This window comes from Duganella hordei, assembly GCF_040369125.1.
Classification (GTDB): domain Bacteria; phylum Pseudomonadota; class Gammaproteobacteria; order Burkholderiales; family Burkholderiaceae_D; genus Rugamonas; species Rugamonas hordei.
This window is the reverse complement of sequence record NZ_BPWI01000016.1, coordinates 54,175-74,694: the sequence shown is the minus strand read 5'-3', so window position 1 is coordinate 74,694 and position 20,520 is coordinate 54,175. Positions and strand designations below refer to the sequence as shown.

The window sequence follows — 20,520 nt, the reverse complement described above, 5'->3', positions numbered from 1 at the left end:
GCTGCGGCGATGCGGCTCAAGGTGCCGATGAAGTTGCGACGATTTTGCATGTGATAGCTCCCTGTGAAAGTTAGAATTGCAGCTGCAAGGTGACCGAGAACTTGTCCAGGTCGGCGGCCTTGGTGACCTTGGTCTTCGAGTACACGGCACTGATCTGCGCGTTGTAGCCGTCGATGATGTAGTTCACGCCGGCGTCGATCTGCCTGGTGTCGATGTCGGTGTCGGCGCTGAACTTCTGCCAGCGCGCGAATGGCTGGAACTTGCCCCAGCCGACCTTGTCCTCGAAGATGAACGAGGCGCCCGCGGAATATGCCTTGCCCTGTTCGGACTTGATGATGTCGTCGGTGTCGTAGTCGTACCAGGCCGCCTCCACGGCAAAGGCGCCCGAGCCCTTGATACGCTTCTCCAGCAGGAAGTCGACGTTGTAGGCGCTGTACTTGCCGTTTTTGGCGATGGTCAGGATGCCGTCCTTCTGGTAGCGCCCTGCGACGCCGATGGCCAGGATGTCGGCGCCGCCGATGTAGTTGCCGGTGCCGTAGTAGCCCGGTTCCGCGTCCCAGAAGTCGTACTGCACGCGGCCCGCGTACATCAGCGAGTCGTCGGCCTTGACGCCTGCCGCCTTGGCCTGCGACTGCGTCAGCGAACCGATGCCGAAGGTGTGGCCTTCGAAGGCGCCGAACGAATAACCCAGCTTGCCGCCCTCGCCCGCATTGCCCCAGACGACCACGCCGTCGTCGCGGCCGCGGAAGATGCCGCCGTTGTAGCCGTAGCGCGAAGCCACGCCGGCCCAGTAGCCGCCGCCCAGCGAGTAGTAAGGCCCCGCCATGTTGGCGCGGTCGGACGGCGACAGCAGGCGGCCGGCCCAGATGTTGAGCTCAGGCGAAATGGCGAACTGCCCCGCCGCGTCGAGGATGCGGATCTTGTCGCCGTCCCACTCGGTGTTGAGCATGCCCTTGATGTTCTTGTTCAGCGAGGCGCCGAAGAACAGCCGCGCCGAATCCAGATTGAAGTCGCTGGAACGGTCGGTGCCGTTCGGCGCGCCGTTTTCCGCGCTGGTGAAGCTCTCGCGCATGCCGAAACCGACGCTGACCGACTTGTCTTCACCAAAATTGATCGTGGCACCCGCCTGCGCCTCACCCAGCCCGCCGACCGCCGCCACCGCCGCTGCCGCCAGCAGCACTCCCTTTTTCAACCCCATCTTGCTCTCCCTCTTGGTTTTGGATGTTGCAAGATTAGCTAGCAGACAAGCGGCAAGGAATACGTTGAATGACGTAGTGGCGCCGACGGCACAATTTGGTGGCACAATAACGGCTTACTTTTTCGGAATACCACCATGACCATCTTTGCCGCCCCTGTATTCGACGCCACCGTGATCTACGAGGGCAATGAGCTGTTCAAGGGCCAGGGCGCGGCGCGCGGCTGGGCTGAGAAACTGGCCAAGGAACTGGAGTGCGAGATCGGCGTCGAGAAGATCGGCACCGGCTGGGCGTTGACCGGCACCGTCGACGGCGAAGCCTGCCGGTGGGGCATCGTCGGCCAGCGCCTGAAGCGTTTGGAATAAGCGTGCGCTAGCGCACAACGTCGCTGCGGACCGGCGGGTACGATTCCCGATAATCTGCCCCACAAGGATAGCGATGAAGCGCGATATGCCAGCGGCGGCCGGTCCGGCCGGCACCGCCGCCCCCGCCCCGTCCAATGCTCCCGCCGCCGCCAGGTCGGCCGGGCTGCGCTACGTCCACGACGACCAGCCGGGCTATGCCCGCCGCAAACGGGGCAAGCATTTCCACTACGTCGACGCCGACGGCCACGCCGTCACCGATGCCGACACGCTGGCGCGCATCAAGTCGCTGATGATCCCGCCCGCATGGACCGACGTGTGGATCTGCCGCCAGCCGCTGGGCCATCTGCAGGCGACGGGGCGCGATGCGCGCGGCCGCAAGCAGTACCGCTATCATCCGCGCTGGCGCGCGCACCGCGACGACTCCAAGTATGAACGCCTGCTCAGCTTTGGCAAGGCGCTGCCTGCGATCCGCAGCGCGGTCGATGCCGCGCTGCGGCTGCCCGGGCTGCCGCGCGAGAAGATGCTGGCCACCGTGATCCACCTGCTGGAAGCGACGATGATGAGGATAGGGAACGAGGAGTATGCGCGCGAGAACAAATCCTTCGGACTGACCACGCTGCGCGACCGCCATGTGCGGCTGGACGGAGGCACCGTCGAGTTCCGTTTTCGCGGCAAGAGCGGCGTGCACCATGCGGTCAAGGTGGAGGACCGGCGGCTGGCCGCCATCATCCGCCGCGTGCGCGACCTTCCCGGGCAGGAGCTGTTCCAGTATGTCGACGACGACGGCAACCCGCACAGCATCGGCTCGGCCGACGTCAACGAATACCTGCAATCCATCGCCGGCGAGGACTACACCGCCAAGGACTTCCGCACCTGGTCCGGCACGGTGCTGGCGGCGGTGGCGCTGCATGAATACGAAAAATACGACTCCCAGGCGCAGGCCAAGAAGAACGTGGTGCAGGCGATCGAAGCGGTGGCCAAAAAGCTGGGCAACACGCCGACCATCTGCCGCAAATGCTATGTGCATCCGGCGGTGATCGAGTCCTACCTCAACGGCACCATGCTGAAGGCGCTGCGCCGCCGCGCGCGCGAGGAGCTGCAGCACGACGTGCACGCGCTGCGGCCCGAAGAGGCGGCGGTGCTGGCGTTGTTGCAGCACCGTCTGCAAACGGCCCCGGCCAGGTAAATAGGAGTAGAATTTAGCTCCGGCGAGTTTTCGCCCCCGACCGAACAGCCGTTGCGATATGCCTCAAGCCCTGCCTTTTCCGATTCGTAAAGAGTGCCCGCCGGGCGCCTGCGAGTGCGGCCGCGACGATTTGCTGCAGGCCTGGGACCGGGCGCCGGACGACACCGACATCCGCGTGCTGCGCCTGACCCGCGACCAGGAGAAGGTGCTGATCGAGCGCATCGAATCCGTCGCCACCTACGAACAGCTGGGCCATCTCAAGCAGCGCATCCAGGAACAGCTGGGTGTCACGCTGACCATCACGCCCAGCGCAAACGGCGTCAGTACCGTCATGGGCCTGTCGATCAAGCTGGTCGAGCAGCCCGGCCTGTGCCGCCGCACGCGCGAGAACCTGCCGGCCGCCGTGCGCCGCTGCTTCCGCAACCATCCTGAAATCGTCTACGCGCTGCTGAACGCGCGCGACCTGCTGGGCGCCGAAGAGGAAGCCTAGCCCGGATGCGCGAGCGCGGCGCCGGGCATGTTGCCGCCTTCGGAGCCGTCCGGATAGATGTCGTGGAACTTGCTGTAGTCGAGGATGCGCACATTCCCCTCCTGCTTGTCCGACATGATGTCGGCGAAGTGGTGGTTGAAGAAGATGTGCTCGGCCGCGTAGGTCTGGCGGGCGTGGACGAAATCGTTGAGCGTGTCGTCCGTGCCGGATACGGCGACCGACAGCGTGGCGCCTTCATCGTGCAGGTCCTTCTGCGACTTGCCCCAGAACGGGCTCGATTCGTCGATCTTGTGCAGGATCGTCCACGTCAGCGCGAACACGCCCGAGTGCTCGCGCTCCAGCGTCAAGTCGTAGAATCGGGTGAAGATCTGTCCTTCCAGCGTCGTTTCGCGGCGTATCAGCGTGGCCCGCACCGACGCTTCCAGTATCAGGTTGCCGCGTTCGTTCCCGGTGCGCAGCATCAGCGTCGGCACGCCGTTGAACGGCGTGATCACGGCGACGTCGGAGAACATGATGCGCGACGTCGGCCGCGAAAAGCGCGCAAACAGCAGCCCCGTCACCGTCGCCACTTCGACCATGCCCAGCAGGATCTCGATCGAGGCGACGATGTGGCCGTAGGTCGAACCGGGATTCATGTAGCCATAGCCGACGGTGGCCAGCGTTTCAATCGAGAAGAACACCGTGTCGAGGAAGTAGCCCGGCCGCGCATTGGATACCGAGCCGGGTACCAGGAAAAAGGCCAGCGCGAACACCAGGTTGGTGACCAGGTACAGCGCGCCGATCAGCAGGAAGAAGCGCGGCCAGCTCAGCGTCAGCATCCAGTGATAGATGTCGCCCCAGTACCAGCGGCCGATGCCGACCCGCTTGATCTGCGAAGTCCCCATCTGGAACACGCCGCGCTCGTTGCCCACTCTTGGACGCACCACCTTTTGCGCCGGTACGCGCACCGGACCTTCAGTCATGGCCGCCCCGCCTCAATCGTCGTCGTTGGGATCGAGATCCGGGAACATCACCTCGGTGTAGCCGAATTTGGAAAAGTCCGTGATGCGCATCGGGTACAGCACGCCCAGCAGATGGTCGACTTCGTGCTGCACCACGCGCGCGTGGAAACCGTCGACGTCGCGCCTGATCGGCTGGTTGAACTGATCGACGCCCTCGTAGCGCAACGAGGTAAAGCGCGGCACGCTGCCACGCAGGCCGGGAACGGACAAACAGCCTTCGAAGCCCTCTTCCATCTCGTTGGCCAGCGGCGTCAGCACCGGATTGATCAATACCGTTTCCGGCACCTGCGGCGCATCCGGATAACGCGCGTTCTGCTTGAAGCCGAAGATCACCAGCTGCAGGTTGACGCCGATCTGCGGCGCGGCCAGGCCGGCGCCGTTGGCGGCGTGCATGGTGTCGAACATGTCGGCGATCAGCTCGCGCATTGCCGGCGTGTCGAACTCGGTCACCGGTTCGGCCACGCGCAACAGGCGCGGATCGCCCATCCTGAGAATTTCACGGACTGTCATTTACCGCCTCCATTCACGATGCCGCACTGGATCTCGCGCAGGAACTCGCAATATTCGTCGCCGGTCTCGGCGTGCTTCAGGCCCATCGCCGTCATCGCCTTCAGGTAGCCCAGCTTGGAGCCGCAATCGTAGCGCTGGCCGTCGTAGCGGTAGGCCAGCACGCGCTCGTCCTGCATCAGCGCGGCGATGCCGTCGGTCAGCTGGATCTCGCCGCCGGTGCCGGCGCCGATGTTGGCCAGGTAGTCGAAGATGCGGCCCGACAGCACGTAGCGGCCAACCACCGCCAGCGTCGACGGCGCCTCTGCCGGCGCCGGTTTTTCGACGATGCCATGCACCAGTTCCAGCTTCGGCTGGTACGGCGAGGCGCTGACGATGCCGTACTGGCGGGTCGCGGCGGGCGCCACTTCCTGTACCGCCAGGATGCTGCAGCGCTCATAGGCGTACAGCTCGGTCATCTGCGCCAGCACCGGCTTGACGCCGTCGGGGGTATCCATGAAGTCGTCCGCCAGCAGCACGGCGAACGGCTCGTTGCCGACGATGGGGCGCGCGCACAAAACCGCATGCCCCAGGCCCAGCGGCTCGGACTGGCGGATGTAGATGCAGTTGACGTGCTTGGGTATCACGTTCTGCACCAGCTCCAGCAATGCGTGCTTGTTGGCCCGCTCCAGCTCCACTTCCAGTTCGTAGGCCTTGTCGAAATGGTCTTCGATGGCGCGCTTGTTGCGGCCGGTGATGAAGATCATCTCGGTGATGCCGGCGGCGACGGCCTCCTCCACCGCGTACTGGATCAGCGGCTTGTCGACGATGGGCAGCATCTCTTTCGGCTGCGCCTTGGTGGCGGGGAGAAAGCGGCTGCCGAGGCCGGCGACCGGGAATACAGCTTTGGTAATCTTGGACATGGTTTTCTTTGTTTTTATCCGGCCGCCAGCAAGGCCAGCAGGCCCGCCTCGTCCAGTATGGTGACTTCAAGTTCCTGCGCCTTGGCCAGCTTGCTGCCGGCATCGGCGCCAGCGACCAGGTAATGCGTTTTCTTCGAGACCGAACCGGACACCTTGCCGCCCTGCGCCTCGATCATGGCGCCGGCCTGGTCGCGGCTCAAGGTCGGCAGCGTGCCGGTCAGCACAAAGGTCTTGCCGGTCAGCGCGCCTTCAGCTGCCTGTTCCGGCAGCTGGTCCAGCAAATCGCTGCGCAAATCGTCGAGCGCCTTGACCTGCTCGCGGTGGCCCGGTTGCCGCATCCAGTCGGCCAGCGAGTCCGCCACCGCGGCCGGCAGGCCGAACACGTCAAACACCGGCAGGTGCGCCAGCACTTTCAGATTCACTTCCTGTTCGACCAATTGCTTGCTGCGTGGTTCCGTCAGTTTCGGGATGCCCAGCGCGGCCATCAGCTTGACCGTATCCAGCTTCTCGCGCAGCTTGGCGCTGGGCGGATGTTCGCCGGTGGGCGCCACGCCGGCCGCCAGCAGCGCGTCGATCGCTTCCTGGTTCTTGGGCTCGGCGAAGAAGTCGGCGATCGAGTCGGCGACGATGCCGCCGATATCGGGCAGCACGCGCAGCAGCGCGGCCGGCACGCGGCGGACCAGGTCGAAGCGGCCCAGCCACTCGGCCAGCGTCTTGGCGGTCGATTCGCCGACGTGGCGTATGCCCAGCGCGAACAGCAGCCGTTCCAGCGGCGGGTTCTTGCTGGCTGCGATCGCCTCCAGCAGATTGTCCGCCCACTTGGTGGCGATCTTGCCCTGCGCGACGGTCTCCGGTGTCGTGCCGTCGCGTTCATCGGCGAGACGCTTCATTTCCAGCAGGTCGTCCAGCTTCAGCGCGTACAGGTCGGCGACGCGCTGCACCTTGCCGTGTTCGACCAGGTTGTCGATGTAGCGGTCGCCCAGGCCTTCAATGTCCATCATGCGGCGGCCGGCGAAGTGGCGTATCGCCTCCTTGCGCTGGGCCGAGCAGAACAAGCCGCCGGAGCAGCGCGCGATGGCTTCGCCTTCCTCGCGCACCACGTGCGAGCCGCACACCGGGCAGGTCTTCGGCAGCACGTAGGCTTCAGGTTCGGGCGAAGGCCGGCGCTCCAGCACCACGGCCAGCACTTCCGGAATCACGTCGCCGGCGCGGCGCACGATGACGGTATCGCCGACGCGTACATCCTTGCGGCGCACCTCGTCTTCGTTGTGCAAGGTGGCGTTGGTGACGTTGACGCCGCCGACAAACACGGACGCCAGCCGCGCCACCGGCGTGATGGCGCCGGTACGGCCGACCTGTACTTCAATCGCCTGCACGACGGTCAGCGCTTCCTCGGCCGGGAACTTGTGCGCCAGCGCGAAACGCGGCGCGCGCGAGACGAAGCCCAGCTGACGCTGGTCCTGCAGCGAATTGGCCTTGTAGACCACGCCATCGATCTCGTACGGCATGGTGGGACGGGCTTCGCCGATCTGCTTGTAGTAAGCCATCAGGCCGTCGTAGCCGCGCACCACGGTGGCTTCCTTCGCCACCGGCAGGCCGAGCGTGCGGTACCAGTCCAGCAGCGCGGAATGCGATAGCGGCATCTCGGCCCCTTCCAGCGCGCCGACGCCGTAGGCAAAGAAGCTCAGCTTGCGCGAAGCCGTGATGCGCGAGTCGAGCTGGCGCAGGCTGCCCGCCGCCGCGTTGCGCGGATTGACGAACTCCTTCTGGCCGGCCTCGCGCTGGCGCGCATTCATCGCTTCGAAATCGGTCTTGAACATCAGCACCTCGCCGCGTACGTCAAGAATGGACGGCGGCGTGGCGGTGTTCAGGCGCAGCGGAATCGAGCGGATGGTACGGATATTGGCGGTGACATCCTCGCCGGTGTAGCCGTCGCCGCGCGTGGCCGCCTGCACCAGCACGCCGTCGATGTAGCGCAGGTTGATCGCCAGGCCGTCGTATTTCACTTCGGCCGCGTATTCAACGGCGGCAGCGGCGTCGAGGCCCTCGCGCACGCGGCGGTCGAAATTTTCGATGTCTTCTTCGGTAAAGCCGTTATTCAGCGACAGCATCGGCACCGTGTGCGTGACCTGGTCGAACTGCGGCAGCGGCGCCGCACCCACGCGCTTGGTCGGCGAATCGGGCAAGGCGAATTCGGGATGCGCTTCTTCCAGCTTTTGCAGTTCGATGAACAGCTTGTCGTATTCCGCGTCCGGGATGGTCGGCGCGTCTTCCACGTGATAGGCGTGCAGGTGCTTGTTCAGTTCAGCGCTCAGCGACGCTATGCGCGTCTTGTAATCCACTTCCGTCATGCCGACTTCCTAGCTGAACAAACGCAGTGCGCGGGTGGAACCGGCCGGGATGTCGGCGTCGCTCATCTCGGCGTAGAAATCCTGCACCTGGCCGGCGATCTCGGACAGCGCGGCGTCCGACAGCGGCTGGTTGTAGTCGTCGACGATGGTCGCGTCCAGGCGGCCGACCAGCGACTTGGCGCAGGCCACCATGGCGCCGAAGCCATCGCGCGAAGGCGCCACGCATGGCACGTCCAGCAGCAAGGTCAGGCGCGAGGTGGTCTCCTCGGCCAGCGTGACGTTGGTCGACAGCGAGAACAGGAAGCCGCCCTCGCCGTCCGGCATCACGTAGCGGCCGTCGGGGCGCACGTCGAAGCCCTGTTTTTCCAGCGCGCCCAACAGGGTCGAAATCGCCCACGGCGCGCCGTTCGATTGCAGGTTGACGCCTAGTTGCGCGTCGTGGCCGGCGACGAAGCGGTGCAGGTTGCGCGCTTCGGCCATCACTTCGATCATGTCCGGGATTTCCGGCTCGGCGCCGATTTCGTCGGCCATCGCGCGCAGGCGCGTGACCAGCTCCGAGTATTCCAGTTCGTTCAACGCGGTGCTGCGGCTGGCCAGCTGCACGCCGCCCTGCAGTTTGGTGTAGACGCCGCCATGGACGATGGGCTCCCAGTCGCCGCTGACGGCCAGGCCGATGTAGTGCACCGGCTTGTTGCCGACCATGCGCAGGGTTTGCAGCACCGGCAGCAGCTTGTCGCCGCGCGCCGCGCTTTCCAGCGCCAGCGGCAGCAGGCAATCGATCAGCGGATCGACCAGCGCGGTGGCCTGCTCGGCTGCGGCGGCCGAGGCGGCGTTGGCGCGCGCGGCCAGCGCGGCGGCAGCCGACGGATCGTCAGACGCCGAACTGAAGCCGGCGGCCACCGCGCCCAGCGCCGCGGCGGCCGCGGCAGCTTCGCCGCCGGCCACGCCAGGCGGATCGACGTCGAGCGAGAAGCTCGGCTCGTGGCGCGCGGTGGATGACGAGGATGACGAAGCCGGCGCGTCGCCGGTGCGCATCAGCACGTCGTCATGGTCGGTCGAGAAGGCGCGTTCGACGCTTTTCTTGGCCTTGTATTCCTGGATTTTGTTATACGTGAACACGCCGGCGACGAATACGCCGGCGATGCCGATCAAACTCATTTGAAGGTCTGTCATGCTGCTTGTGCCTCGGAAGCGAAGTTTGCGGCGGATTCCATATCCACCGCCACGATGCGCGATACGCCCTGCTCTTGCATCGTCACACCGATCAGTTGATTGGCCATCTCCATCGCAATCTTGTTGTGCGAGATGAAGAGGAATTGGGTATGGTCGGACATGCGCTTGACCATCCGGCAGAATCGTTCGGTATTGGCGTCGTCCAGCGGCGCGTCGACCTCGTCGAGCAGGCAGAACGGCGCCGGGTTGAGCCGGAACATGGAGAACACCAGCGCGGTCGCGGTCAGCGCTTTCTCGCCGCCGGACAGCAGGTGGATGGTGGCGTTCTTCTTGCCCGGCGGCTGGGCCATGACCTGCACGCCGGAGTCGAGGATTTCATCGCCGGTCATGATCAGCTTGGCCTGGCCGCCGCCGAACAGGATGGGGAACAGTTCGGAGAAGTGGCCGTTGACGCGGTCGAAGGTGTCTTGCAGCAGGTCGCGGGTTTCCTTGTCGATCCTGGCGATCGCGTCTTCCAGCGTGTTGATCGCTTCGTTCAAGTCGGCGTTCTGCGAGTCGAGGAAGTTCTTGCGCTCGGAGGCCGTCGCCAGCTCGTCCAGCGCTGCCAGGTTGACGGCGCCCAGGCCGGCGATGGCGTTGGTCAGGCGCGTGACTTCGCCCTGCAGGTAGGACGCCTTCATGTCCGGATGCAGCTTCTCGGCCAGCGCCGCCTCGTCGGCCTGCACTTCGGCCAGCTGCGCGGCGAACTGCTCCTGGTTCAGGCGCGCGGCCTGTTCCTTCAGCTGCATTTCCATGATCTTGTCGCGCTGCGGCTGCAGCGCGCGCTCGGTCGACATGCGGCCTTCCTCGAACATGCGCAGCTGCTGCGTGATCTGATCGAGTTCGTGGCGCGCGTCGGACAGCGCTTTTTCCTGCGCGGTGCGGCGGTCCAGCAGATCCTGCAAGCCTTCATTGGCCTGGCCGGATTCGAGGTTGGCCAATTCGGCCTGGCCCGCTTCCAGGCTTTCCGTGACCTGCGCCACCTGCGCGGTGGCGGTGGCGATGGAGCGGCGGAATTCGTCGATCTTGCTGCGCTGGGACTTCTCGGCGAACTGCGCCTCCTGCGCGCCGCGCTCCAGGTCGCGCAAGGCTTCGCGCGCGTCGGCCAGGCGCTGCTCCTTTTCCAGGAACAGCGTCTGGCCTTCTTCGTGGTCGCCCTGCAGGTTGCCGAGTTCCATGTCGAGCTGCTCGAACTTTTCCTCGGACTCCATCTTGATCTGGGTCTGCTCTTCTTCCTGCGCGGCGATTTCCGCCAGGTCGGTTTCGATCTGGTTGCTGCGCTGGTTGAAACGCGCCTCGATCTCGGACAGCTTGACCACGTCCAGCTGCAGCGTGTGCACCGACTGCTGCAGGCTCTGCACCTTGGCGCGGTATTCGGTCAGCCGGCGCGTCAGCTCGGAGACGGCGGCATCGGCACGCACCGAGCGGGCGCGGGCCTCGTCTGCCAGCATCTGCTGCGCGCGCAACTGCTTGGTGAGGTTGTCGATCTCGTGCTGGCGGCCCAGCATGCCGTCCTGCTCGGAGTCGGCGGCGTAGAAACGCACGCTGCCCTGCGTGACGGCGTGGCCCTGGCGCGTGACGAAGAAGGCGCCCGGCGGCAACTTGGCGCGCTCGGCGAAGGCTTCGGCCGTGTCCTCGGCGACGTAGACATTGTGCAGCCAGTCCTGCAGCAGGCCGCGCAGGCCGGGGTCGTTCAGCTTGAGCAGGTTCAGGAACGGCTTCAGGCCGGCCACTTCGACCGGCGTCGGCGGCACGGCGGTCGACGGCGCATACAGCGCCAGCTTGGCCGGCGGCGCGTCGCTGAAGAAGGCCTTGGCCCATTCGATGTTCGACATCTGCAGCGCCGAGGTGCGCTCGCGCAGCACGGATTCCAGCGCGGTCTCCCAGCCGTCCTCGATGTTGAGCTTCTGCCACAGGCGCGGCAGCGTATCGAGTTCGTGCTTTTGCAGCCACGGCGTGACCTTGCCCTGCGTCTGCACCCGCTCCTGCATCTGGCGCAGCGCGTTCAGGCGCGCTTCCAGCTGGGCGTTGGCGGCGGTTTCGGTGTTGACCTGGCTTTGCGCGGCCTGGCGCTCGTCTTCCAGCTTCGGCTGCTGCTCCTGCGCTTCCTCCAGCAGGAAGCCCTGCTCTTCCAGCGCCTGCTGCTTTTCCTCCAGCTGCAGGCGCAGGTTGCTCAGGTGCGCGCTGTCGGGCATGCTCAAGCCGCTCTTTTCCTGCTGCAGGCGTTCGCGCCGCACGGCCAGGCCGTTGAGGATGTTGTTGGCGTTGCGCTGGTGCGCCGATTCCAGTTCCAGCTGCTGCTGCGCCTGCATGATGCGGGCGCGCGACTCGGTGCTCTTGACCTGCGCCTCGCGCCACACCTGCTCCAGCATCGGCAGCGACTCGGCCTTTTGCTCGGCCATCATCTGCGATTGCTCGACCTTGGCCGACAGCTCTTCCAGTGTGAATTCCGCTTCCTCGATCTGGCCGCCGTATTCGGTGGCCTGGTGCTGCCACTGGTCGCGCTGCGCGGTCAGCGCGGCCAGCTGCGCCTGCAGGCGGCTGCGCGATTCGATGACGAACTTGATCTGCGCTTCCAGGCTGCCGATTTCGGCGTTGGTCTGGTACAGGCTGCCCTGCGCGGTGTGCAGACGGTCGCCGGCGGCGAAGTGCGCCTGGCGCATCTGCTCCAGCGACAGCTCGACGTTGCGCAGCTTGGCGGTCTGTTCCTCCAGGTCGTTCTGCGCCTGCTCCATCTCGCGGAAATACTTCTTCTGCTCGGTCTCGGCCTCGATCTTGCGCAGCAGCCACAGCAGCTTCTGCTTTTCTTCCTGGTCCGATTGCAGCTGGTGGAACTTGGTGGCGACGGCCGCCTGGCCTTCCAGCTTTTCCAGGTTCGAATTCAGCTCGCGCAGGATGTCGTCCACGCGCAGCAGGTTTTCGCGGGTGTCGTGCAGCCGGTTCTCGGTTTCCCGGCGGCGTTCCTTGTACTTGGAGACGCCGGCCGCCTCCTCAAGGAACACGCGCAGCTCTTCCGGGCGCGACTCGATGATGCGGCTGATCATGCCCTGGCCGATGATCGCGTAGGCGCGCGGGCCGAGGCCGGTGCCCAGGAAGATGTCCTGGATGTCGCGCCGGCGCACCGGCTGGCCGTTGATGTAATAGGTCGACGTGCCGTCGCGCGTCAGCGTGCGCTTGACGGCGATTTCCGCGTACTGGCCCCACTGGCCGGCGGCCTTGCCGTCGTTGTTGTCGAACACCAGCTCGACCGACGCCCGCCCGGCCGGCTTGCGGTGGGTGGAGCCGTTGAAGATGACGTCCTGCATCGATTCGCCGCGCAGCTCGGACGCCTTGGACTCGCCCAGCACCCAGCGCACGGCATCGATGATGTTCGACTTGCCGCAACCGTTAGGACCGACCACGCCAACCAACTGACCCGGCACCTGGAAATTGGTGGGATCAACGAATGATTTGAATCCCGACAATTTGATGGAAGATAGACGCACGTTGTTATCTGGAGTGTGGGCTGGAAAAGTTCACAATAATACCATTTTGCGTATCAAATCTGGCCGAAAACGCATACCGTCGCAGTGGGCCCGTCATGGCACGCGGTTCGGTTCGCGCCAGATGGCGCGGGTGTACGGTTTGTCATGGCCTGACAGGAACAGCGCGGCCTGGGTGATCCACATTTCTGCGGGCACCGGCTCCACGCGCGGCGCCACCAGCAGAATCGGGATGCACAGCACCACCAGCACCCGGCTCAGCGCCAGGTGATGCTCGGTGCTGGCGTACCAGATGAAGACGGCGGCCACGGCAAGGCCGAGCAGGCAGCCGGTGATCACCTCGGAGACCGAGTGAGCCAGCACGTACACGCGCGACATGGCGATCAGCACGGCCAGCAGCACGCCGGCCAGCGTGGCCAGCTGCCGGGCCGGCACCGGCGACGAACGGAAGGCCAGGAAACAGGCGACCGGGAACACTGCGGCGGCACGCATCGCGTGGCCGCTGAAACCGGAAAACTCCACCGATTCGACACCGACGCCCCAGCCGATAAAGGCGATCTTGGTGACCACGACCAGCGCCATGCCGACGCCGAACAGCAAGACCCAGGCCGCCGTCAGCCGCCACGACTTGCCGGCCATCAGCCATACGGTTATCGCCACGCCGATCGGTCCGGTAACCGCCAGACTCCCCACTACGCTCAAGCCATGCCACCACATCATCATCTAATCGCCTATCCGTTATTTTTGCACTGCACCATCATTAAAACATATGCCGGCACATTTTAACTAAAATTGCCGTGCAACAATAGACAGAAATGAAAGCTTGAGGCCGCCTGCAGCCATTTGCGGGGCGTGGCATACTCTTGCCATGCTCACCATACTTGGCAAATCCTCCTCCATCAATGTCCGTAAGGTGTTGTGGACCTGCGCGGAAATCGGCCTGGACTACCGCCTGGAACAATACGGCAGCGGTTTCCTGCCGACCGACACGCCGGACTTCCTGAGATTGAATCCCAACGCGATGGTGCCCGTCATTGTCGACGACGGGCAGCCGCTGTGGGAATCCAACTCCATCTGCCGTTATCTGGCGCACAAGCATGGCCGCACCGACCTGCTGCCAGCGACGGCGATGCCGCGCGCGCAAGTGGAGAAGTGGATGGACTGGCAAGCCACGGAGCTGAACAATTCCTGGCGCTACGCTTTCATGGCGCTGGTGCGACGCAGCCCGAAGCATGCCGACGCGGCCGCCATCGCCGCCAGTGCGGCGGAATGGAACCGCTTGATGGGGATGCTCGATGCGCAACTTGCGGAGACCGGTGCTTTTGTCTGCGGCGGGCAACTGACGCTGGCCGACGTCGTTCTGGGGCTGTCGGCAAACCGTTGGCGCTCGGTGCCGATGGAGCGACCGGCCCTGGCGTCGGTCGATGCCTGGTTCGACCGTTTGAGCGAGCGCGACGGTTTTCTCACCCATGGCCGCAACGGCCTACCCTGACCTTTTTGGGAGTTTAGCAATGACTGTTTCGACCTGGCTGTTATTTTTATCGGTTTCGCTGGCCGCGGCGTTCAGCCCGGGACCGGGCGTGCTCATGGCGATCTCGACCGCGACCACCATGGGTGCGCGGCGGGCTTTCTACAGTTCGGCAGGCAATGCGCTGGGGGTGTTCATCGTGGCGACGACGGCGGTGGCGGGCCTGGGCCTGCTGCTGAAGACGTCGGCGCTGGCTTTCGCCGCGTTGAAGGTGGCCGGTGCGGCTTACCTGATTTACCTGGGCATCAAGGCCTGGCGCGGCGCGCGACTGGTGACCGAGACGGCGCAGGCCGCCGCCACGGCGGGGGCGGCGCAAGACGTGGCCGAGACGGCCCAGGCCAGCCGGCTGAGCACCTTCCGCAGCGGCCTGCTGGTTGCGGTGAGCAATCCGAAAGCGATCCTGTTTTTCACCGCCGTGTTCCCGCAATTCATGCCGCCGGATCACGTGGATCCGGTGCGCTTCCTGCTGCTGACGTCGACCTTCACCAGCTGCACGCTGCTGTCCCACTTCTTTTACGTGGCGTGCGCGTCGTGGCTGAAGCGCAGCGTCAAGCAAAGCATCGCCCGCACCCGCCTGGCCAAGCGCACCACCGGCGTCATTTTCGTCGGCATGGGCGGCGCCCTGCTCACCTTGACCAACTCGAAGTAAGAACGGCCTTCGTCAGCCGAAGGCGGAGGCTGGCGGGTCGATCGAGGCGTCGTTGTCTGCGTTGCGGGCCAGGGCTTGCGACAGCGCGACGGCAACCACGCCTTCGGTGCGCACCACCTGCACCGTCTGCTCGCGGAAGCGTTTGGCCAGCTGCTCGCCGGACATCGAGAACGCTTCCTGCCGTTCCGCAGTCGAGAAGATGTACAGCGTGCGCAGCGGGCTGATCCACGCCAGCTTGACCTTGCGGCTGCCGCCGTCTTCCTGTTCGAACTCCAGCCACATGCCGCGCGCCAGGCTGTCGACTTCGATGGCGGCGTCCTCCTCTTCCGGATCGGGCTGCTGCTGGGCGCGCGCTTCCTCGGCGGCCTTTGCCGCGGCTTCGGCCTTGGCTTGCAGTTCCAGCCGGCGCTCGGCGGCCTGCTGGGCCACCTGCATCGAAATCTCCAGCTGGCGTTCCGCCGACATCTCCAGCGGCGCACGCACGATGGAGGCGTGGCACTCGGCCAGCTCGGCAAAGAATTGCAGGCGGTCGGCGTCCTGCCACTTGATGACGTCCAGCCATTTGTTCAGCGTCGACAGCAGGCCGGGCAGCTTGGCGATCAGCTGCTTGCGCTCGTCGGCGTTGAGCTTGGGACGCACGCTCCAGATCAGGTCGTCCATGGTCTTGGTGGCGTTGTTGACGGCGCCCGGCTTGTCGTCCTCGATGCTGTAGGCGATGGTCAGCACCGAAACCCAGCGCTGCTCAAGGAAGGCTTCGACCACGGCGATCACTTCACCGGTGCCGATGCGCAAGGCCACGGCGTTCTTGGCCAGCTTGCCCGCTTCGTACATCTTTTCCTGCTTCAGCGCGGCGGCGATCGGCTCGGCGATGGCGGTGGCGGCGGCGCGCTCTTCGGCCTGGATCGACGCTTCCAGCTCGTTGACGGCCTCGGTGAAGACGGACAGTTCGTGATCGTAGTCGCGGCCGACGCGGTCGACGCTGCGCTGCATCGCCTGGAACAGCGGGTCTTCCGGCCCCTTGCGCTGCTCCCAGCCCATGCGCGACAGCAGGTCGATCAGGCGGCGCGCGGGGTGGGCTTCCTGGAAGAAGAAATTCTTGTCGACCAGCGCAGCTTTCAGCACCGGGATCTGCAGGAAGCGGATCAGGTCGCGGATTTCCTGCGAGATGTTTTGATCGCGGAACACAGTGTCGAATATCGCCGACAGCAGGTCTATCGTGCTTTCATCGGTGCGCGACAAGCTGCCCTGCGGCATGCTGGCTTTGATGTTGGGCAGGTAGAACACATTGCCCGGAACGGCCGTATCGCCCGCCGCAGCCGGCGCGCCGTTCACGGCCGGCATCGGCGAGGCCGCCACGCCCGGGACGGAGGCCGCGCCGGCCACCGCGCCCAGGGTGCCGATGGATTCATAGGGAACCGCTTTTTGCAGCTGGGCCAGGTATGCCAGCAATGGCTGCTTGGCGCCGATCTGCGACAGGCGCTGCGCGTCCTCGTTGCTCAAGCCCGGCACGAAGCCTTGCGCCGGGCCCTGCACCCAGACGCCGCCCGCCCCCTGCACCGCCCCGGCGGGCATGGCGCCGGCCGGCATTTGCATCGCTCCGCCGACAGGCGCAAAGCCGCCAGCAGCGACCGCTTGGGAGCCGGCCGCTGCGACGAAGCCCGGCGCCGCGACGACGCCGTCGGCCGCGCCGCGTCCGGCGGCATTCGGCACCCATGCGGCGCCGGCGTTGAGCGCCGACATCGGCAGATCGGGAATACTCAGGTCGACGCCCAGCAAGCCGCCGGCGATGTTGTCGACGATCTCGCCGGCGGCCGAGCCGGCCACGTCGCTGGAGGCGAAGAACTGGCGCAACTGCTGCGCCAGCGCCGCCTGGTTGCCGCGCACGCGCGACGGCGCGGCGGCCTTGGACTTGTCGGTCTTGCGGCCCTTGTAGCCGTCCACCGATCCCGGCAGCACACCCTTGCTCTGCAACGCCAGGTTCAGCGCGTCGAGCATCGGACCCAGCTCGATGAACATGCCGGGCTTGATGAACGGCTGCAGCAGCGGCGCCGCTTCCGGCTCGGTGTCGAACTCGGTCCAGGCCTGCTGCAGCGCGACCAGGAACACTTCGGGACGGAACGGATTCTGGCTGCCGCGCAGGATGTCGCGGTCCAGCAGAAACGCCAGGCGCACGTTCAGCGTCTGCAACTGATCGGAGTACAGCGTCTCGAACGGCTTGCTGACGCCGCCCAGCGCCACCTTGTTGTCCATTTCCTCGTACGGCACCAGCGACAGCGGCTGCTCGGCCTCGCGCGGCTGGCCCTTGGCGGCCGGCGCCAGTTCGGCGATCTCGCGCCGCAGCGCCTTTTCCAGCGTGCCGCTGGCCAGGTGCAGGAAGGCGAAATTGCGGTTGCGCAGCTGGTTGCCGGCCCGGATGCGCAGCTGCATGGCGCGGGTGTCGCCGTCGGTGGCGTCGATCAGCGCGCCGGCCAGCTTGGTGGCCAGTTCCAGGTATTGGTCGCCGGCATGCTTGGTGGCGATGCCGATCAACTCTTCCAGCAAGGCATGCCGCGGCGAAACCGTCTTTTTCGGCACTGCGGATGTTGTGGAAGTTGCAACCATGGTCGGACCTGCTCAGGCGTATTCAATCGGGATACCACATTCTTGCACATTATTTCCACATGGCAATACATGAATGGAAAGACTGTGTGATTTTTTGCGTATTTTCCTGACTTTCAGCAACTTTTTTGCCACTGTTGACCCGACTCAAACGACAAGGTTGAGGTTTCCTTAACATAACAAACTCCCCTCCCGCCTTCCGCCGACACCAAGGATCACCATGAAATTCTTACATAACCTGGAAACGTCCAGCAAGCTGCTGGCCGCTTTTGCCGCCGTGCTCAGTCTGAGCGTGCTGCTTGGCGTCAACGCCTTGTCGCGCATGAGCGCCATCGACCAAGCCTCGTCTGAATTATCCGGCAAATGGCTGCCGCGGACGATAGCCGTGCTGTCGCTGCGCAACGATCTGCAGGAAGTACGCAAGCTGCAGCATGTGGTGGTCGCCGACAAGGACAGTATCGCCGATGCCGACAGCAAGCTGGCCGACGCGATGACCGCGCTGCGCGCCAACAGCGGACAGCTGGCGCGGCTGCTGGACGACTCGCCGGCGGCGACTGCAGAACTGCTGCGCCAGAGCGGCGAGTTCGGCGCCGAGCATGACAAGCTGGTCGCGCTGGCTGCCGCCGGCAACCGCGAGCAGGCCGGCGCGCTGCTGAAGGGCCGCTCGCAACAGCTGCTGGACGGGCTCAACGGCACGCTCGACAAATTGCTGGCCGCGCAGATGGACGGCAGCCAGCAGGCGGGCCGCGCGGCCGACGAGCTGTACAGCGGCGCGCGGGTGGTCACCGCCGGCCTGCTGGGCACGGCGATCTTCGGCGGCGCGCTGCTGACGCTGTGGCTGGCGCGCTCGATCTCGACGCCGCTGCGGCAGGCGATGCAGGTGGCCCAGCGCATCGCCGACGGCGACCTGGGCAACCGCATCGATGTCACGTCGGACAATGAAACCGGCAAGCTGCTGCGGGCCATGCAGCATATGAACGACAGCCTGCTGGCGGTCATCGGCCAGGTGCGCGGCGGCGCGCGGGCGCTGGGCGGCGCGGCGGCGGAGATGGCCGAGGGCAACCTGAACCTGTCGGCGCGCACCGAGCAGCAGGCGGCGTCGCTGGAGGAGACCGCGTCGGCGATGGAGCAGCTGACAGCCACCGTCAAGCAAAACGCCGATCACGCGGTGCAGGCCAACCAGCTGGCCCTGTCGGCCTCGGCCGTGGCGGTGCGCGGCGGCTCGGACGTGGAACTGGTGGTCGGCACCATGGCGTCGATCAACGACAGCTCGAAGAAGATCGCCGAGATCATCGGCGTGATCGACGGCATCGCCTTCCAGACCAATATCCTGGCGCTGAACGCGGCGGTCGAGGCGGCGCGCGCCGGCGAACAGGGGCGCGGCTTCGCGGTGGTGGCGTCCGAGGTGCGCAACCTGGCGCAGCGCAGCGCGGCGGCGGCGCGCGAGATCAAGCAGCTGATCGACGATTCGGTCGACAAGGTGGCGCGCGGCACGCAGCTGGCCGACCAGGCGCGCAATACGATGGACGAGGTGGTCGGCAGCGTCAAGCGGGTCACCGGCCTGATCGGCGAGATCGCCGATGCCAGCGCCGAACAGACCACCGGGCTGGAACAGGTCAACCAGGCCATCGCGGCGATGGACCAGGCAACCCAGCAAAATGCCGCGCTGGTCGAGCAGGCCGCCGCCGCCGCGGCGGCGATGCGCGGCGAGACGGACAAGCTGGGCAAGGCTATCGAGGTGTTTGCCGTGCCTGATGGCGACGCGGCGCAGGCCGCGCCCGCCGGGCGGCATGCGCCGCCAGGCGGGCGGCGGACGGCGCGCGGCAGCGCTGCGGATGGCGAATTTGCCGAACCGGCCGTGGATCTGGCGGACTCGGCGGAAGTCCGGCAGCCGTTGCGGGCGTTGCCGAAGCCGGCCGAGCGCCGCAAGCAGGTGCGCACCGGCGCACCGGCGGCGGCCGGCGGCAAGCGCGCAAAAGGAAATAGCGGCGCCGCGCAGCAGGCCGAGTGGGAGGAATTTTAAGCGGGCAGCAAGGCATGCTCCTACACGCCACCAAGAGGAATTCCGATAGCGATCCCCTACACGAAAACGCATCATTGCCACACCTGAAACGCGGCGGAATTTCAAGTGTCGGCGCGAATCCGGCGAGTACGTTCTTTCACTTTCGCAAAGGAATCAAAATGAACTCGAATCAAAAAGGTGGCGGTAGTAAACAAGGCTCCAACCAGGGCAGCAGCAAGCAGTCCGGCGGCCAGGGTTCGTCCAGCGGATCGCGCGGCAGCAGCGGCGGCACGCAGGGCGGCACCCATGAGCAGCACGTGGAGGCCGGCCGTCAAAGCCACAAAAACGACGGCAAGAAACAGTCCGGCGGCTCCGGTAATCAAGACCGCTGAATAAGCCGGCGAGGCCAGCGGCGGTCACTGCGGCGCCAGCCCCGGCGCCGCATCAGATGTTTGCCACCCGTTGTCCGCGCGGCGGCGCGAAATCCTTCACCTCATTGATCATCCCCACCACCAGGCCTTCGGACGCCGTCAGGTGCAAATCGGAATATTCGTGGATGCGCCAGTGCTCGGCGGTCAGCTGCACGTGCTCGCGCAGGATTTGCTCGGTGCGGGCGTCGTCCGCCTGCAAGCCCTCGACGATGATGCGCAGCGCGTCCGGCCGGGCGCCGTGCGGCGCGCTGGCGTGCGATTTGTGCACCATGAAGCGCGCCGTGTCGCTGGCGTAGCGCTCCGAGCCGGACAGGAACAGGATCACCGCGATCGAGGCCACCGCGCCGGCGTTGTAGGTGCAGATGCGGATCGGCAGCTTGCTCAGGTAGTTGTACAGGCAGATGCCGTCGCTGACGTAGCCGCCGTTGGACTGGATCAGGATATGGGCGGTGGTGATGCGGTCCTCCGTCATGTCGGCGACCGCGTCGAACACGCGACGCACCATGTCGCTGTTGACGTCGCCGGACAGGGTGAACCACGCGTGGCCCTCGTAAGTAGTTGAATCTTGGCTCATGGCTGGGCTCTCGAATAGGTGTGGTTTATTCTAGCAAATAGTTGTT

At 65.5% G+C, this 20,520-nt stretch carries 17 protein-coding genes; 7 read left to right on the top strand and 10 right to left on the bottom strand.

All coding sequences use genetic code 11. The annotated features are described in order from the left end of the window. Positions 1-70: 70 nt before the first annotated feature. Complete coding sequence (locus tag ABWW33_RS26935; RefSeq protein ID WP_353404508.1) at positions 71-1,198, bottom strand: porin; 1,128 nt, start codon at positions 1,196-1,198, stop codon at positions 71-73. A 135-nt stretch (positions 1,199-1,333) separates the two neighbouring features. On the opposite strand from ABWW33_RS26935, the gene ABWW33_RS26930 reads away from it, so the two are divergent. From ABWW33_RS26930 to ABWW33_RS26920, 3 genes are all read left to right on the top strand, one after another. Next, complete coding sequence (locus ABWW33_RS26930) at positions 1,334-1,561, top strand: hypothetical protein (RefSeq protein WP_176651114.1); 228 nt, start codon at positions 1,334-1,336, stop codon at positions 1,559-1,561. Between the two features lie 73 nt (positions 1,562-1,634). Further along, on the top strand, positions 1,635-2,747 hold the full coding sequence (locus ABWW33_RS26925; protein WP_353404506.1) for a DNA topoisomerase IB: 1,113 nt from the start codon (positions 1,635-1,637) through the stop codon (positions 2,745-2,747). Positions 2,748-2,805: 58 nt separating this feature from the next. Then, positions 2,806-3,237 (top strand): hypothetical protein, encoded by a 432-nt coding sequence (locus ABWW33_RS26920; protein ID WP_353404505.1) that lies wholly within the window; start codon positions 2,806-2,808, stop codon positions 3,235-3,237. Here the strand turns inward: ABWW33_RS26920 and ABWW33_RS26915 are convergent. The 7 genes from ABWW33_RS26915 to ABWW33_RS26885 form a co-directional block, all read right to left on the bottom strand. Continuing rightward, positions 3,234-4,199 (bottom strand): ion channel, encoded by a 966-nt coding sequence (locus ABWW33_RS26915; protein WP_353404504.1) that lies wholly within the window; start codon positions 4,197-4,199, stop codon positions 3,234-3,236. The genes ABWW33_RS26920 and ABWW33_RS26915 overlap by 4 nt on opposite strands. Positions 4,200-4,211: 12 nt before the next feature. Continuing rightward, the gene (gene def, locus ABWW33_RS26910) at positions 4,212-4,748 is read right to left on the bottom strand and encodes a peptide deformylase (RefSeq protein WP_353404503.1); all 537 of its coding nucleotides are present in this window, start codon (positions 4,746-4,748) and stop codon (positions 4,212-4,214) included. Then, positions 4,745-5,647 (bottom strand): UTP--glucose-1-phosphate uridylyltransferase GalU, encoded by a 903-nt coding sequence (gene galU / locus ABWW33_RS26905; protein ID WP_176651119.1) that lies wholly within the window; start codon positions 5,645-5,647, stop codon positions 4,745-4,747. Before galU ends, def begins: the two co-directional genes overlap by 4 nt. 14 nt (positions 5,648-5,661) lie before the next feature. Further along, the gene (gene ligA, locus ABWW33_RS26900; protein ID WP_353404502.1) at positions 5,662-7,998 is read right to left on the bottom strand and encodes an NAD-dependent DNA ligase LigA; all 2,337 of its coding nucleotides are present in this window, start codon (positions 7,996-7,998) and stop codon (positions 5,662-5,664) included. A 9-nt stretch (positions 7,999-8,007) separates the two neighbouring features. Beyond that, complete coding sequence (locus ABWW33_RS26895; protein ID WP_176651121.1) at positions 8,008-9,171, bottom strand: cell division protein ZipA C-terminal FtsZ-binding domain-containing protein; 1,164 nt, start codon at positions 9,169-9,171, stop codon at positions 8,008-8,010. Continuing rightward, positions 9,168-12,695 (bottom strand): chromosome segregation protein SMC, encoded by a 3,528-nt coding sequence (smc, locus tag ABWW33_RS26890; RefSeq protein WP_353404501.1) that lies wholly within the window; start codon positions 12,693-12,695, stop codon positions 9,168-9,170. Before smc ends, ABWW33_RS26895 begins: the two co-directional genes overlap by 4 nt. A gap of 93 nt (positions 12,696-12,788) precedes the next feature. After that, a complete protein-coding gene (locus ABWW33_RS26885) occupies positions 12,789-13,415 on the bottom strand; it encodes a phosphatase PAP2 family protein (protein ID WP_353404500.1) in 627 nt (208 codons plus the stop codon). A gap of 145 nt (positions 13,416-13,560) precedes the next feature. Here ABWW33_RS26885 and ABWW33_RS26880 point away from each other — a divergent pair, with 145 nt between their 5' ends. Together ABWW33_RS26880 and ABWW33_RS26875 are read left to right on the top strand one after the other, a co-directional pair. Beyond that, positions 13,561-14,184: a glutathione S-transferase family protein gene (locus ABWW33_RS26880; RefSeq protein WP_353404499.1), complete on the top strand. Its 624-nt coding sequence runs from the start codon at positions 13,561-13,563 to the stop codon at positions 14,182-14,184. Between the two features lie 19 nt (positions 14,185-14,203). Further along, positions 14,204-14,869 (top strand): LysE family translocator, encoded by a 666-nt coding sequence (locus ABWW33_RS26875; RefSeq protein ID WP_176651125.1) that lies wholly within the window; start codon positions 14,204-14,206, stop codon positions 14,867-14,869. 12 nt (positions 14,870-14,881) lie between these two features. Here the strand turns inward: ABWW33_RS26875 and ABWW33_RS26870 are convergent, their stop codons facing one another. Then, a complete protein-coding gene (locus ABWW33_RS26870; protein WP_353404498.1) occupies positions 14,882-17,470 on the bottom strand; it encodes a DUF1631 family protein in 2,589 nt (862 codons plus the stop codon). Between the two features lie 217 nt (positions 17,471-17,687). On the opposite strand from ABWW33_RS26870, the gene ABWW33_RS26865 reads away from it, so the two are divergent. Together ABWW33_RS26865 and ABWW33_RS26860 are read left to right on the top strand one after the other, a co-directional pair. Beyond that, positions 17,688-19,490, top strand: a complete 1,803-nt coding sequence (locus ABWW33_RS26865; protein WP_353404497.1) for a methyl-accepting chemotaxis protein — start codon at positions 17,688-17,690, stop codon at positions 19,488-19,490. 158 nt (positions 19,491-19,648) lie between these two features. After that, the gene (locus tag ABWW33_RS26860; RefSeq protein WP_176651128.1) at positions 19,649-19,861 is read left to right on the top strand and encodes a hypothetical protein; all 213 of its coding nucleotides are present in this window, start codon (positions 19,649-19,651) and stop codon (positions 19,859-19,861) included. 52 nt (positions 19,862-19,913) lie between these two features. Here the strand turns inward: ABWW33_RS26860 and ABWW33_RS26855 are convergent, their stop codons facing one another. Next, positions 19,914-20,474, bottom strand: a complete 561-nt coding sequence (locus ABWW33_RS26855; RefSeq protein ID WP_176651129.1) for an ATP-dependent Clp protease proteolytic subunit — start codon at positions 20,472-20,474, stop codon at positions 19,914-19,916. Between the last annotated feature and the right edge of the window lie 46 nt (positions 20,475-20,520).